The following is a 14,108-nucleotide window of genomic DNA, read 5'->3' as shown; positions in this document are numbered from 1 at the left end:
CGCGGCCGCCGCGGCCAAGAAGCAGACCGCCAAAACCGCCGCCCCGGCTAAGGCGGCCGCCCAGACCGCCACCTCGACTCAGGGGGTTGCAGCCGGGCGCCGGCCCGGCGTCGGGGAGGCCCGGTGCCGGCCGGGCCGGTGGGGTGACCGGCGCGTAGTGGACCGGGGGGCCCACGTCCGCCGGGATGCGGTCGGCCAGGAATCCGTACGCGCGCTTGAGGTCGGGGTCCGTCAGGGAGCGCCACCACCGGTCCACGCCGTACCAGCCCGGGGCCGCGAGGGCTCCGCCGTGCTGCCGTACGGACAGACCGGCCGCGAGGACGGCGAACCGCAGCCGTTCCTCCAGCGGCCAGCCGCCCAGCGAGGCCGCGACGAAACTCGCGCCGAAGACGTCTCCCGCGCCCGTGGCGTCGAGCACGTCCACGGCGAGCGCCGGGACGTCCGCGTACTCGCCGGTCTCCTGGTCGACGGCGACCGCGCCGTCCCCGCCCCGGGTGACCACGGCCACCGGCACCAGCTCGGAGAGCGTGCCGAGGGCCGCCACCGCGCTGTCGGTGCGGGTGTAGGCCATCGCCTCGACCTCGTTGGGCAGGAAGGCGTGGCACAGGGCCAGCTGGTCGAGCAGATCCGAGCGCCACTGCTGGGTGGGGTCCCAGCCGACGTCCGCGTAGATCTGCGTGCCGTTCGCGGCCGCCTTGGCGAGCCACGCGCGCGGCTCGGCCTCCAGGTGCACCAGGGCCGTGCGCGCCTCGGGCGGGTCGCCCATCAGCACGTCCTGGGAGTACGGCGGCTCCTGGCCGTGGGTGACGAGGGCACGGTCGGTGCCGTGGGCGAGCGCGACGGTGACGGGGGTGTGCCAGCCGTCCGCGACCCGCGAGAGCGAGAGGTCGACGCCCTCCTGACCTGCGAGGACCTCATGGCAGTAGGTGCCGTAGAAGTCGTCGCCGAAGACGGTGGCGAGGGACGTGCGCAGGCCGAAGCGGGAGGCCGCCACCGCGAGGTTCGCGATGCCGCCGGGGCCGCAGCCCATGCCGGCCGTCCAGATCTCTTCACCCGGTGTCGGCGGCTTTCCCAGCCCCGTGAGGACGAGGTCGTAGAAGAGCAGCCCGGTCAGCAGGACCTCGGGCCTGTCGTCGTCCACGTGAACGCCTCTCGTCAAAACTCGTCAATTTCGATGACGGGAATCGTGCGCCGCTCGGCGACATTGGTCAATACCTAAGCAGAACTGAGCATGGAAATGATTGAAGATGACGAGTAGTGTTCACGGCGTGCTGGCAGAACGACGACACCAACTCATCCTGCGGGCCCTGCGCTCCGGGGGCCCCGCGGCCGTCACCGACCTCTCCGAGCAGCTCGGTGTGAGCCCCGCCACCATCCGGCGTGACCTCGTCAAGCTGGAGGAGGACGGGCTGCTCACCCGAGTGCACGGCGGTGCCCGTGCCGAGGAGGGCGACCAGCCCTTCGCCGAGGTCGCCGAGGTCCGGGTGGCCGAGAAGGACGCGATAGCCGTCCGCGCGGCCGCCCTGGTGCAGGACGGCCAGTCCGTGCTGCTCGACATCGGCACCACCGCCTACCGGCTGGCCCGGCAGCTGCACGGCCGCCGCCTCACCGTGATCACCAGCAACCTGGTGGTCTACGAGGAGCTCGCCGACGACGAGGGCATCGAACTGGTGCTGCTCGGCGGCATGGTCCGCCGCGAGTACCGCTCGCTGGTCGGCTTCCTCACGGAGGACAATCTGCGTCAGCTGCACGCCGACTGGCTCTTCCTCGGCACCAGCGGGGTGCGCCCCGCCGGGCAGGTGATGGACACGACGGTCGTCGAGGTGCCGGTCAAGCGCGCCATGATCAAGGCGAGCGACAAGGTCGTCCTCCTCGCCGACCAGGCGAAGTTCCCGGGCACCGGCATGGCGAAGGTCTGCGGTCCCGAGGACCTGGACGTGGTGGTGACCAACGCGCCGGTCGACCCGACCACCCGCTCCTCCCTGGAGGAGGCGGGCGTCGAGGTGGTCCTGGCGGGAAAGGGGTCCGTGTGAGTCCGCGCCGCCGACCCCCTGAGACAACCCATGCAAGGAGGCTGCGCGTGCCCGGTTCCCGCGACGCGCACCGCGAAAGCCCGACCCATGCCCGGCCCGCCCGCCGGAGCACCTCTGGAGGACACCGGTGAAGCTGACCATTCTCGGCGGCGGCGGCTTCCGCGTACCGCTCGTCTACGGCGCGCTGCTGACCGACCGCGGCGAGGGCCGGGTCACCGAGGTCGTCCTGCACGACCTGGACCCGCTGCGGCTTGCCGCGGTCACCCGGGTCCTCGGCGAACAGGCGGACCGGGTCGCGGACGCCCCCACGGTGACCGCGACGACCGACCTGGACGAGGCCCTGCGCGGCGCCGACTTCATCTTCTCGGCGATCCGCGTCGGCGGCCTGGAAGGCCGGGCCAACGACGAGAAGGTCGCCCTCGCCGAGGGCGTCCTCGGCCAGGAGACGGTCGGCGCGGGCGGCATCGCCTACGGCCTGCGCACGGTCCCGGTCGCCGTCGACATCGCCCGGCGGGTGGCGCGGCTCGCCCCCGACGCCTGGCTCATCAACTTCACCAACCCCGCGGGCCTGGTCACCGAGGCCATGTCCCGCCACCTCGGCGACCGCGTCATCGGCATCTGCGACTCCCCGGTCGGCCTCGGCCGCCGTATCGCGCGCGTGCTCGGCGCCAACCCCAACGAGGCGTGGATCGACTACGTCGGCCTCAACCACCTCGGCTGGGTCCGCGGCCTGAAGATCGCCGGGCGGGACGAGCTGCCCCGGCTGCTCGCCGACCCCGACCTGCTCGGCTCCTTCGAGGAGGGCAAGCTCTTCGGCGTCGACTGGCTCCAGTCCCTCGGCGCGATCCCCAACGAGTACCTGCACTACTACTACTTCAACCGCGAGGCCGTCCGCGCCTACCAGCAGGCCGAGAAGACCCGCGGCGCCTTCCTCCACGACCAGCAGGCGCACTTCTACGAGGAGGTCGCGCGCTCCGACGCGTCCGCCCTCGGCATCTGGGACCGCACCCGCGCCGAGCGCGAGGCCACCTACATGGCCGAGAACCGCGAGACGGCCGGCGCCGGTGAGCGCGAGGCGGACGACCTCTCCGGCGGCTACGAGAAGGTCGCGCTCGCCCTGATGCGGGCCATCGCCCGCGACGAGCGCACCACGCTCATCCTCAACGTCCGCAACCAGGGCACGCTCTCCGTGCTCGACAACGATGCCGTGATCGAGGTGCCCTGCCTGGTCGACGCCAACGGCGCCCACCCGGTCTCCGTCGCCCCGCTGCCCGACCACGCCACCGGCCTGGTCTGCTCCGTCAAGGCCGTCGAGCGCGAGGTGCTCGCCGCCGCGGAGTCCGGCGCCCGTACGACCGCGGTGAAGGCGTTCGCCCTCCATCCGCTGGTCGACTCCGTGGGCGTCGCCCGCAAGCTGGTCGAGGGGTACACCTCGGTCCACCCCGGCCTCGCGTACCTTAAGTAGCACTCGCTTCCTGGAAAGCGCTTTCCCCAGCTCGTCCTCCCTCACTGGAGACCTTTCATGCACGACGAACGCCGCCGCATCGAGGAGCGCGTCCAGCGCGCGCACGACCAGCGGATCAAGCCCGCCATCCACGCGGCCACCGTCCCCTTCGAGGTCGAGGCCTGGCAGGCGCCGGGGGAGCCGGTCTCCTTCGAGGAGGCCGCGGCCGCCCGCTACGAGCCCTTCGCGATGGACACCCCGTGGGGCCCGCCCTGGGGCACCACCTGGTTCCGGATGCGCGGACAGGTGCCCGCGGAGTGGGCCGGAAAGCGCGTCGAGGCCGTCATCGACCTCGGCTTCGTCGGCGACTGGCCCGGCAACCAGGCCGAGGCCCTGGTCCACCTGGCCGACGGGCGCCCCCTGAAGGCCGTGAACCCGCTCAACCAGTACGTCCCGATCGCCAACCCCGCGGCGGGCGGCGAGGAGATCGACTACCTGGTCGAGGCCGCGTCCAACCCGGACATCCTCAAGGACAACTTCTCCAGGATCACGCCGATGGGCGACAAGCTCACGGCCGGGTCCGCGCCGCTGTACACCTTCCAGCGCGCCGACATCGCCATCCTCGACGAGAACGTCTTCCACCTCGACCTGGACCTCCAGGTGCTGCGTGAGCTGATGGTCCACCTCCCCGACCACGAGCCGCGCCGCCACGAGATCCTGCACGCCCTGGACCGGGCCATGGACGTCCTCGACCTGGACGACGTCGCGGGCAGCGCGGCCGCCGTCCGCGAGGTGCTCGCCCCCGTCCTGGCCAAGCCCGCGCACGCCAGCGCGCACACCATCTCCGGTGTCGGCCACGCCCACATCGACTCCGCGTGGCTCTGGCCGATCCGCGAGACCAAGCGCAAGACGTCCCGGACCTTCTCCAACGTCACCTCGCTCGCCGACGAGTACGAGGACTTCATCTTCGCCTGCTCGCAGGCCCAGCAGTACGAGTGGGTGCGCGACAACTACCCGCACGTCTGGGCCCGCATCCAGGACTCCGTGAAGAAGGGACAGTGGGCCCCGGTCGGCGGCATGTGGGTCGAAGCCGACGGCAACCTGCCCGGCGGCGAGGCCATGGCCCGCCAGCTCATCCACGGCAAGCGGTTCTTCATCGAGCACTTCGGCATCGAGACCAAGGGCGTCTGGCTCCCGGACTCCTTCGGCTACACCGCCGCCTACCCGCAGCTCGCGAAGCTCGCCGGCAACGAGTGGTTCCTCACCCAGAAGATCTCCTGGAACCAGACCAACAAGTTCCCCCACCACACCTTCTGGTGGGAGGGCATCGACGGCACCCGCATCTTCACGCACTTCCCGCCCGTCGACACCTACAACGCCCGCTTCAGCGGCGAGGAGATGGACCGCGCGGTCCGCAACTACTCGGAGAAGGGCGGCGGTTCGCGCTCGCTCGCGCCCTTCGGCTGGGGCGACGGCGGTGGCGGCCCCACCCGCGAGATCATGGAACGCGCGCGCAGGCTCGCCGACTTGGAGGGTTCGCCCAAGGTCGTCGTCGAGCACCCGGACGACTTCTTCGCCCAGGCCCGCGCCGAGTACCCGGACGCCCCCGTCTGGGTCGGCGAGCTCTACCTGGAGCTGCACCGCGCCACCTACACCTCCCAGGCCCGCACCAAGCAGGGCAACCGCCGCAGCGAACACAAGCTGCGCGAGGCGGAGTTGTGGGCGACGACGGCCGCGCTGCACGCGCCGGGCTACGCCTACCCGTACGAGAAGCTCGACCGGCTGTGGAAGACGGTCCTCCTTCACCAGTTCCACGACATCCTGCCGGGCTCCTCCATCGCCTGGGTGCACCGCGAGGCCGAGGCTGAATACGCCCGCGTGGCCGAGGAGTTGGAGGCGCTGACCGCCGAGGCGGTGGCCGCGCTGGGCGCCGGTGGCACCCGGGTCTTCAACACGAGCCCCTACGACCGGTCCGAGGTGGTGCGTGCTTCCGAGGGGGCACTGGCCTTTGTCGAGGTGCCCGCGAACGGCAGCGCGGCGCTGACCGACGCGGAGCCCGCGCAGCCGGTGCGCGTGTCGGGCCGGGTGCTCGACAACGGTCTGGTGCGGGTCTCGGTCGCCGAGGACGGCACGCTCGACTCCGTCTATGACGTGCGCGCGGGCCGAGAGGTCCTCGCCTCCGCGGGCAACCTGCTCCGGCTGCACACCGACCTCCCGAACTACTGGGACGCCTGGGACATCGACAGCCACTACAAGAACCGGTACACGGACCTGCTGGAGGCCTTGGAGATCGAGGTGGTCTCCGAGGACCCGCTGGAGGGCGCGATCCGTGTGACGCGTTCCTTCGGCAAGGGCTCGAAGATCGTCCAGACGATCTCCGTACGCGCCGACAGCCCCCGCATCGACTTCGCGACCGAGATCGACTGGCACGAGGCGGAGAAGATCCTCAAGGCCGCCTTCCCGGTGGACGTGCGCGCCGCGCACTCCTCGGCGGAGATCCAGTTCGGCCACGTCCAGCGGCCCACCCACACCAACACCAGCTGGGAGTCGGCCCGTTTCGAGGTCTCCGGCCACCGCTGGGTGCACATCGCCGAACCGGGTTACGGCGTCGCGGTGCTGAACGACTCCACCTACGGCCACGACGTCTCCCGCACGGTCCGTGAGGACGGCGGTACGACGACCACGGTCCGGCTCAGCCTGGTCCGCGCCCCGCGCATCCCGGACCCGGAGGCCGACCAGGGCACGCACCGCTTCACCTACTCGCTGCTGCCCGGCGCGAGCATCGACGACACCGTCGCCGAGGGCTACTCCCTCAACCTGCCCCTGCGGGTGGCGGACGCGGCCGGTGCCCCCGAGCCGGTCGTCTCGGTCGACGGCGAGGGCGTGACCGTCGAGGCGGTCAAGCTCGCCGACGACGAGTCCGGCGACGTGGTGGTCCGGCTCTACGAGTCCGGCGGTGGCCGCGCGACGGGCGTGCTGCGCACCGGCTTCCCGCTGGCCGGCGCCCAGGTCACCGACCTGCTGGAGCGCCCGCTGGAGGACGCGAGCGTCGAGGACGGTGGCGTGCGGGTCTCGCTGCGCCCCTTCCAGGTGCTGACGCTGCGCCTGGCGCGCGGCGGGGTGAGCTGATGGCGATGCAACCCTGGTTCACCGACGCCAAGTTGGGGATCTTCATCCACTGGGGCATCTACGCCGTCGACGGCGTCCAGGAGTCCTGGTCGTTCTACGACGACATCGTCCCGCACGACCAGTACATGTCCCAGCTGGAGCGCTTCACGGGCGCCAAATACGACCCGCGCGCGTGGGCCGACCTGTTCGCGCGGGCCGGTGCCAAGTACGCCGTGCTGACGACCCGTCACCACGACGGAGTGGCCCTGTGGGACACCGGGTTCGGCGACCTCAACCTCGGCAAGGACTACGTCGGCCCCTACGCCGAGGCGCTGCGGGAGAAGGACCTCAAGGTCGGTTTCTACTACTCCCACTCCGACTGGAACCACCCCGACTACGCCTCCACGCGCAAGCCGGGCCGTCCGCCGGAGCAGGAGGACAACCGCTACTCCGAGGTGGCCGCCGAGGACGAGGACCTGGACGCCTGGGAGCGGTTCATCGCCTACCGGGACGGTCAGATCAGGGAGCTGGCCTCCCGCTACCGGCCGGACCTGATGTGGTTCGACGGCGAGTGGGACCGCAGCGAGGAGCAGTGGCGCATCCCCGAACTGGCCGCGCTGATCCGCTCGTACGTGCCGGACGTCGTCTTCAACGCGCGCATGCTCAGCGAGGGCGACTACGCCACCCCCGAGCAGGGTGCTCCCATCGAACCGCCGGACGGTCCCTGGGAGTTGTGCCTGACGATCAACGACTCGTGGGGGTACCAGCACCACGACCACAACCACAAGTCGCTCGCCCAGCTGATCCGCTACTTCACCGAGACCATCGGCGGGGGCGGCAACCTGCTGCTCGACGTCGGTCCGATGGAGGACGGCACCATCCCGCAGCCGCAGGTCGAGCGGCTGGAGGGGCTCGGGGAGTGGATCGGGAGGCACGCCGAGTCCGTGTACGGGACCGTGCGCGGGCTGCCCGCCGGGCACCACTACGGGCCCAGCACCCTCTCCGCGGACGGCCGGACGCTCTACCTGGTCCTCTTCGACGCCCCGCGCGCCGAGATCGGCCTGCGCGGGCTGGTCACCCCGGTCCGCAGGGTCACCGTCCTCGGCACCGGCACGGAACTCGGCCACCGGAAGGTGGGCGGTCTGCACGACGCCGTCGGCATCGTGTGGATCGACCCGCCCGCCGCGGCGGACCTCGACCCCTACGCCACCGTGCTGAAGGTCGAGCTGGACGGGGAGCTGGAGCTGTACCGGGGGTCGGGCCGGTTCTGATTCCCATCAACTCTTAAGAGAGCGGTAAGTCACCAGGTCACGGCAGGTTTCCGGCCCGCCGTGACCTTCTCTGTTTCCCTGCGCGCCATCTGGGGTTCGATCGCCGCCCCTGGGATGCGGGAGCAAGGGCACGACAGAGAGGTGACACCGTGCGAGACCCGCGTATGTCCGCGATCGGCAAGGGGCTCAGGCGCCGCGGCAGGCTCATGAAGGAGGCGGTGAGTCCGCCGCGCCGGAACCTGGCCGTACCGTCACCCCGGTCCGCCGGGGCGACCCCATCGTACGTCGCTCCCCGCTCCCCGCGCCTCGTCGACTCCCCGGTCTTCGTGCTGTCCTCCGTACGCTCCGGCTCGACCCTGCTGCGGGTGCTGCTCAACAGCCACAGCCGGATCCGCGCCCCGCACGAGATGCATCTGCGCACCCTGCACGTCGAGTTGAGCCGGGACTTCACCTCCGCGGCGATGAAGGCGCTCGAACTCGACCGGCAGGAACTGGAACACGTGCTGTGGGACCGGGTCCTGCATCGCGAACTCGCCCGCAGCGGCAAGGACGTCATCGTCGACAAGACCCCGGCGAACACCCTCATCTGGCCCCGGCTGCACCGATGTTGGCCGAACGCGCGCTACGTCGTCCTGCTGCGCCACCCGGGCGCGGTCATCACCTCCCTGACCGAGCGCCGCACCGACCCCGACCACGAGGCGATCCGCGCCGAAGTCCTCGACTACGCCGAGAAGTTGGAGGAGGCCCGCACGTCGCTGGACGTCCATGTGGTGCGCTACGAGGAGCTCACCGCCGAGCCGGAGCGGACCACCCGCGACCTGTGCGGCCACCTCGGTGTGGCGTGGGAGAGCGCGATGCTCGACTACGGCAGCCAGGACCACGGCACCTTCCGGCCGCAGCTCGGGGACTGGTCCAGCACGATCAGGTCGGGACGGATCCAGCCCGCCCGTCCGGCCGCCGTGGAGCTGGAACTGCCCCCACGCCTGGCCGAGTTGGCGCAGGCGTGGGGGTATCGGTCCGGCTGACTCCTGGGGCTCAGCCGGTGAAGCCGGCCGTGATCGAGGTGAACTGCCAGTTGTTCTGGCTGATGCCGGAGCAGTTGCTGACGACTCCGCCGCCCGGGCACGGCCGGTCGCGGTTGACCGACCAGAACGCGAGCCGGGCGATGTGATGGGAGTTGGCCCAGTCCCGGATCGAGGTCCAGATCGCCGGCGTCGTGTTCTCCTGCTGGTCGGAGAGGCCGTTCATGCCCGAGATACCGATGTGGGCGTAGGCGGTGGCGTCGTCCCAGCCGAACGTGGACTTCAGCTTGGCCTTGAGTCCCTCGGTGGCGTTCACGGTGTTGCCGTACATGTCGGAGCCGCCGCCGAAGTCGAACGGCATGACGGTGAAGACGTCGATGTTCGCGCCGATCGACTGCGCCTGCTCGATGAGCCGGTTGCCGTAGTAGGTCGGCCCGGTGGTCGAGGTGCCGAAGGTGACGATGGTCTTCAGGCCGGGGTTGTTGGCCTTCACCGTCTTCAGGGCGGTGAGGATCCTCGCCTGCACGGCCTCGTTCTCGAACTCGTCGGTGTTCTCGATGTCCATGTCGATCGCCTTGAGCGAGTAGGCGTCGATCACCTTCTGCAGCGCGGCCGCGAGCGCGCTCGCCGAGGAGCAGTTGGCGCCGAGCTTGCTGCCCTGCCAGCCGCCGAACGACGGCACGATGTCACCGCCGGCGGCCCGGATCTGGTTGATGGCGGTCTGGTCGACACCGCCGGTCAGCGGCCGAGTGCTGTCCCAGGCGGGGTTGCAGCCGCCGGAGTCCAGCATGAACGCCATGGTGAACCACTTGATCCCGGTCGTGCTCATCACCGTGCTCGGGCTCGGGGGATCGCCCCAGCCCTCGTACAGATACGGCGCGGCCTGCTTGAAGCCGGTGCCGCCGGTGCCCGCGTCCGTCGTCACGCTCACGGAGTTCGACGCGCCGGAGGTGTTCCCGGCCGCGTCCCGCGCCTTCACCGTGAAGGTGTACGCCGTGCTGGGCGAGAGCCCGCTGACCGTGGCGGACGTACCGGAGACGCTGAGGACGTTGTTCGAGCCGCTGTAGATGTCGTACGCCGTGACGCCCACGTTGTCCGTCGCGGCGTTCCACTTCAGCGACACGCTCGACGAGGTCTTGCCGGTGGAGGCCAGTCCGCTCGGCGCGGTCGGCGCCTGGGTGTCCGAACCGCCACCGCCGGGGCCGTCGAGGCTGATGTCGTCGGCGTAGTAGGTGCCCTGCGCGTACCAGCCGTGGACGTAGATCTGCGCGCTGGTCTGCGAGGCGCCGGTGGTGAAGCTCGTGGTGAGCTGGGAGTACGCCGACGGGGACGTGGTCCACGTCGAGGCACCGCCGGTCACGCCGAGGTAGACATAGGAGCCGCGCACCCAACCACTCAACGAGTACGTGGTGTTGGGCTGCACGGACACGGTCTGGGTGCACTGCGCGTTGTCGCTGTCGCTGACCGCGCCCCGGAGAGCTTTGGTGCCGCCGTGCACGGGAGAGGACACGACCGACCCGAGGTTCCCGGTACAGGTCCAGGGCGACAGGCCGCCCGACTCGAACCCGGGATTGGTCAGGATGTTGGCCGCCTGGGCCGTACCGGGAAGAGCGATGGCTCCACCGAGAGCAAGGCCGGCAGCACCGAGAAACGCGAGAACTCTGGAACGTCTGAGTGGGTTGCGCACGCGATCTCCCTGAAGATATGGGGGTGTTCGGGAGTGCAGGGGGGTGCGCAACCAAGTTGGTATGGACCAATCGACGTGTCAAGACAACTGACGGCAATTGGACCCACCCAGGGGCGCGGGGAACTGCGCGACCAGCCACAGCCCACCCGCACCCGGCGACGAACCTAGAGCGGCAACACGGAAGCCGCAGCCTCCACCGCCTCCACCGCCGGCGCCGGCACCGCCGGCAACAACGGCGCACTCTCCTCGATCCGCTGCTGAGGAATCGTCACGGGCCGCACCTGCCGAGGCCCCGACACCACCGTGTAGTCCTGCCCCAGGAACGGCGGCTCCACCACCCCCGGGTCCTCACCGAGCGCCAACTGCACAGCGGCCCAAGGCGCGTTGACCCCGCACAGCGACAGCTGGTGCAACCCACCCGCGGGCCGCGTGTTGACATCCATGAGCACCGGCTGGTCCCCGAACATCCGGAACTGGATGTTGGACAGATAGTGCAGCCCGAACCCTTCGGCGATCATCCGCGCCGGCTCCAGCCACCGCTCGTCCAGCGTGAACCCCCGACGCCGCCCGTTCTTCGTACGGCCGATCGCGAGCCGCACGCGATTGTCGGGCCCGGTGAGCGTGTCCACGGACACCTCGGGCTGCTCCAGACGCGGCATGACCAGCCAGTCCACCGCCTCCTCGGCCTGCTCCAGCGCCTGCACGACCAGGTCGAGCGGCACGTACGGGCTCGGGAACCCGGTGAGGTGCGTGAGCGAGAAGGGGGCGCGCGTCACGACCCGGAACCCCACCCCGCCCGCACCGGACGCCGGCTTGAAGCACGCCTTGTGGCCGTCGGCCTCCAGCTTCTCCACGGCCGTGACCAGCTCGTCCGCGGTCCGCACCCGGAACCACGGCGGCACCGGCACGCCGATCGCCTGGACCGCCTCGTAGGCGACCACCTTGTCCTCGAAGACGGCCACGGCCTCCGGCGGCGGCGCGAGCAGCGCCGTACCGATCGCGGAGAAGTCCGCGCGGTGCGCCACGATCGCCGACTGGTGCAGCCGGGGCACGAACACGTCGATACCGCGCCGCTGGCACTGGTCGAGGGCGAACTCGACGTAGGCGGCGGGGGAGAGGCCCTCCGGCTCCAGGTCGGCGGTGTCGGCGGCGGCCAGCACGGGGGAGTCCGCGTCGCCGTGCGTCGCATGGATCTCCACGGCCCGATCGCTCGGATTTCGGCGGAGCTGATCCATGAAGAACACGTTCTCCGCGTACGTGCGGTTGAGCCAGACGCGTACGCGAGAGAGCATGCAGGCCGCCTTTCAGGCATTTTCGGGCAGGGCGAAGCAGGCCCGTGCCCGGGCAGGGTGATTGGAGGGACACCAAACCGCCCCTTGCGAAAGGGAGTTCAGGGCAGTGGTGTTGGGGCGATCATACGGCTTTCCAGAGGCCCCGCGTGCAACGTGCGTGTTACGGATTTACCGATCATGGAGCCGCACCGCCGCGACCCGCTCTTGTCCGGGGTGGGCGAATGTGTTCTGGTGGTCCCATCCAGCTGCTCTGAGGGGGCGAGAGGTGACGTCTACGGCCGGTGGTGCCGCTCAGCTTCTGGCCGTCAGCGACCTGCACATCGGCTACCCGGAGAACCGGGCCCTGGTCGAGCGGATGCGGCCCGGGACCGACGACGACTGGCTGCTCGTGGCCGGTGACGTGGCGGAGACCGTCGCCGACGTCCGCTGGGCCCTCGAGACCCTCGCCGGCCGCTTCCGCAAGGTCCTCTGGGCACCCGGCAACCACGAACTGTGGACCCATCCGAGGGACGAGGTCACCCTGCGCGGGGTCGCCCGCTACGACCACCTCGTCGAGGTCTGCCGGGAGATCGGCGTCACCACACCGGAGGACCCGTACCCCGTCTGGGACGGCCCCGGCGGCCCGGTCGCCGTGGCCCCGCTGTTCCTCCTCTACGACTACTCGTTCCTGCCGGCCGGCTGCACGACCAAGGCGCAGGGCCTGGAGTACGCGCACGGCACCGGCGTCGTCTGCAACGACGAGTACCTCCTGCACCCCGACCCCCACCCGACCCGGGAGGCCTGGTGCCGGGCCCGGGTCGCCGCGACCGAGCAGCGGCTCGCCGCGCTCCCCGACGACCTGCCCACCGTCCTCGTCAACCACTACCCGCTGGACCGGCACCCCTGCGACGTCCTGTGGTACCCCGAGTTCGCCATGTGGTGCGGCACCACCCTCACCGCCGACTGGCACCGCAGGTTCCGCGTCGAGACCATGGTCTACGGCCACCTCCACATCCCCCGGACCACCTGGCACGAGGGGGTCCGCTTCGAGGAGGTGTCGGTGGGCTATCCGCGGGAGTGGCGGGGGCGAACCGAACCGCCGGGGCGGCTGCGCAGGATCGTCCCGGGAGAGGTCGGCGCGCGGTGATCGAGGAACTCCTGCCCGACCCGGTGGTGGTCGTGGAGGCGTACGGCCACGACGAGCCGGAGAACGCGGCGCTCTACCCCGAGGAGGAGGCGGTCGTCGCCCTCGCCGTCGCCAAGCGGCGCCGCGAGTTCACCGTCGTACGCGCCTGCGCCCGCCGCGCGATGGAGAAGCTCGGCGTGCCCCCGCAGCCGATCCTGCCCGGGGAGCGCGGTGCCCCGCGGTGGCCGGCCGGCCTGCGCGGCAGCATGACCCACTGCGACGGCTACTGCGCCGCCGCACTGGTCCGCGCCGCCGACCTGGCCTCCCTCGGCATCGACGCCGAACCCCACGGACCGCTCCCGGAGGGCGTGCTGGACGCGGTCTCCCTGCCGGGGGAGCGGACCCGGCTGTCGCGGCTCGCCGAGGCGCACCCCGCGGTCCACTGGGACCGGCTGCTGTTCAGCGCCAAGGAGTCGGTCTACAAGGCGTGGTACCCCCTCACCGGGAAGTGGCTGGAGTTCACGGAGGCCGACATCGACGTCGCCGTCGACCCCGCCGACCCGCTCGGCGGCACGCTGCGCGCCGAACTCCTCGTCCCCGGGCCCCTGGTGGGCGGCGGGCGCCGCGGCTTCTTCGAGGGCCGCTGGAGCGTCCGCGGGGGCCTGGTGGCGACGACCGTGACCGTGCCGCACACCTGAGGACCACGCCTGAGGACACGGCACGGCAGGCGTCGTAGCCCTATGGCTTCCGTGCCCTATGGCTCCCGTGCTCCAAGGCTCCCGTGCTCTAAGGCTCCCGCGGGCACCAGCTCCGCAGCAGCCGGAAGAACTCCTCCTCGTTGCCGGTGAGGCCCGCGTCCGCGAGGGCCTGTTCCGCCTCGGCGAGCACGGACGGCGGGACGACCGGTGGTCGGGCGGCGTCCGGCGGGCCGGCCGCGGTGTCGAAGGCGGCTCGGACCGTGTGCAACAGCCGCAGATAGGCCTGGACGGCGATGCGCTCACGGTCGGTCAGTACGGCAGTGGTCATCGGGCGGCTCTTTCCGGTCGGCGTCATCGGTCGCGCATCCGCACACGGGTGCAACTCCAGCTTGCCGCCCACCACTGACAATCCGGCTTCCCCGCCGGGCGGTTCGCCCGCTTAGCGGAG

At 70.9% G+C, this 14,108-nt stretch carries 10 protein-coding genes and 1 pseudogene; 7 read left to right on the top strand and 4 right to left on the bottom strand.

Annotation, left to right across the window (positions count from 1 at the left end; genetic code table 11):
- Positions 1–130: 130 nt before the first annotated feature.
- Positions 131–1,141, bottom strand: a pseudogene (locus ABZ896_RS19550) (carbohydrate kinase family protein); the annotation flags it as partial.
- Positions 1,142–1,268: 127 nt separating this feature from the next.
- Between ABZ896_RS19550 and ABZ896_RS19545 the strand changes: the two are divergent.
- The 5 genes from ABZ896_RS19545 to ABZ896_RS19525 all read left to right on the top strand — a co-directional run bounded on the left by ABZ896_RS19545 (position 1,269) and on the right by ABZ896_RS19525 (position 8,881).
- On the top strand, positions 1,269–2,033 hold the full coding sequence (locus ABZ896_RS19545) for a DeoR/GlpR family DNA-binding transcription regulator (protein WP_360930127.1): 765 nt from the start codon (positions 1,269–1,271) through the stop codon (positions 2,031–2,033).
- Between the two features lie 127 nt (positions 2,034–2,160).
- The gene (locus ABZ896_RS19540; protein WP_360930115.1) at positions 2,161–3,498 is read left to right on the top strand and encodes a 6-phospho-beta-glucosidase; all 1,338 of its coding nucleotides are present in this window, start codon (positions 2,161–2,163) and stop codon (positions 3,496–3,498) included.
- 57 nt (positions 3,499–3,555) lie between these two features.
- A complete protein-coding gene (locus tag ABZ896_RS19535) occupies positions 3,556–6,606 on the top strand; it encodes a glycoside hydrolase family 38 C-terminal domain-containing protein (protein WP_360930112.1) in 3,051 nt (1,016 codons plus the stop codon).
- Complete coding sequence (locus ABZ896_RS19530; protein WP_360930109.1) at positions 6,606–7,856, top strand: alpha-L-fucosidase; 1,251 nt, start codon at positions 6,606–6,608, stop codon at positions 7,854–7,856. The genes ABZ896_RS19535 and ABZ896_RS19530 overlap by 1 nt, the downstream gene beginning before the upstream one ends.
- A 149-nt stretch (positions 7,857–8,005) precedes the next feature.
- Complete coding sequence (locus tag ABZ896_RS19525; RefSeq protein WP_360930106.1) at positions 8,006–8,881, top strand: sulfotransferase; 876 nt, start codon at positions 8,006–8,008, stop codon at positions 8,879–8,881.
- Between the two features lie 10 nt (positions 8,882–8,891).
- Here the strand turns inward: ABZ896_RS19525 and ABZ896_RS19520 are convergent, their stop codons facing one another.
- Together ABZ896_RS19520 and ABZ896_RS19515 are read right to left on the bottom strand one after the other, a co-directional pair.
- A complete protein-coding gene (locus ABZ896_RS19520; protein WP_360930104.1) occupies positions 8,892–10,565 on the bottom strand; it encodes a carbohydrate binding domain-containing protein in 1,674 nt (557 codons plus the stop codon).
- Between the two features lie 164 nt (positions 10,566–10,729).
- Positions 10,730–11,857: an ATP-grasp domain-containing protein gene (locus tag ABZ896_RS19515; RefSeq protein ID WP_360930101.1), complete on the bottom strand. Its 1,128-nt coding sequence runs from the start codon at positions 11,855–11,857 to the stop codon at positions 10,730–10,732.
- 265 nt (positions 11,858–12,122) lie between these two features.
- Here ABZ896_RS19515 and ABZ896_RS19510 point away from each other — a divergent pair, with 265 nt between their 5' ends.
- Both ABZ896_RS19510 and ABZ896_RS19505 read left to right on the top strand, forming a co-directional pair.
- Positions 12,123–12,983, top strand: coding sequence for a metallophosphoesterase (locus ABZ896_RS19510; RefSeq protein ID WP_360930098.1), 861 nt, complete (start codon positions 12,123–12,125; stop codon positions 12,981–12,983).
- Positions 12,980–13,660 (top strand): 4'-phosphopantetheinyl transferase superfamily protein, encoded by a 681-nt coding sequence (locus ABZ896_RS19505; RefSeq protein WP_360930095.1) that lies wholly within the window; start codon positions 12,980–12,982, stop codon positions 13,658–13,660. Before ABZ896_RS19510 ends, ABZ896_RS19505 begins: the two co-directional genes overlap by 4 nt.
- 88 nt (positions 13,661–13,748) lie before the next feature.
- On the opposite strand, the gene ABZ896_RS19500 is transcribed toward ABZ896_RS19505, so the two are convergent.
- Entirely contained in the window at positions 13,749–13,988 is a 240-nt protein-coding gene (locus tag ABZ896_RS19500; protein WP_360930092.1) for a hypothetical protein, read from the bottom strand.
- Positions 13,989–14,108: the final 120 nt, after the last annotated feature.

It is taken from the genome of Streptomyces sp. NPDC047072, assembly GCF_040643855.1.
In the GTDB taxonomy this organism is placed as follows: domain Bacteria; phylum Actinomycetota; class Actinomycetes; order Streptomycetales; family Streptomycetaceae; genus Streptomyces.
Note: the sequence above shows the minus strand (reverse complement) of the source record. Positions and strands in the feature narration are given on the sequence as shown.

What these genes read in the sequence shown, in the direction of transcription:
- ABZ896_RS19500 (WP_360930092.1), bottom strand. Translation starts at nt 13,988, where the DNA reads ATGACCACTGCCGTACTGACCGACCGTGAGCGCATCGCCGTCCAGGCC.
- ABZ896_RS19515 (WP_360930101.1), bottom strand. Translation starts at nt 11,857, where the DNA reads ATGCTCTCTCGCGTACGCGTCTGGCTCAACCGCACGTACGCGGAGAAC.
- ABZ896_RS19530 (WP_360930109.1), top strand. Translation starts at nt 6,606, where the DNA reads ATGGCGATGCAACCCTGGTTCACCGACGCCAAGTTGGGGATCTTCATC.
- ABZ896_RS19535 (WP_360930112.1), top strand. Translation starts at nt 3,556, where the DNA reads ATGCACGACGAACGCCGCCGCATCGAGGAGCGCGTCCAGCGCGCGCAC.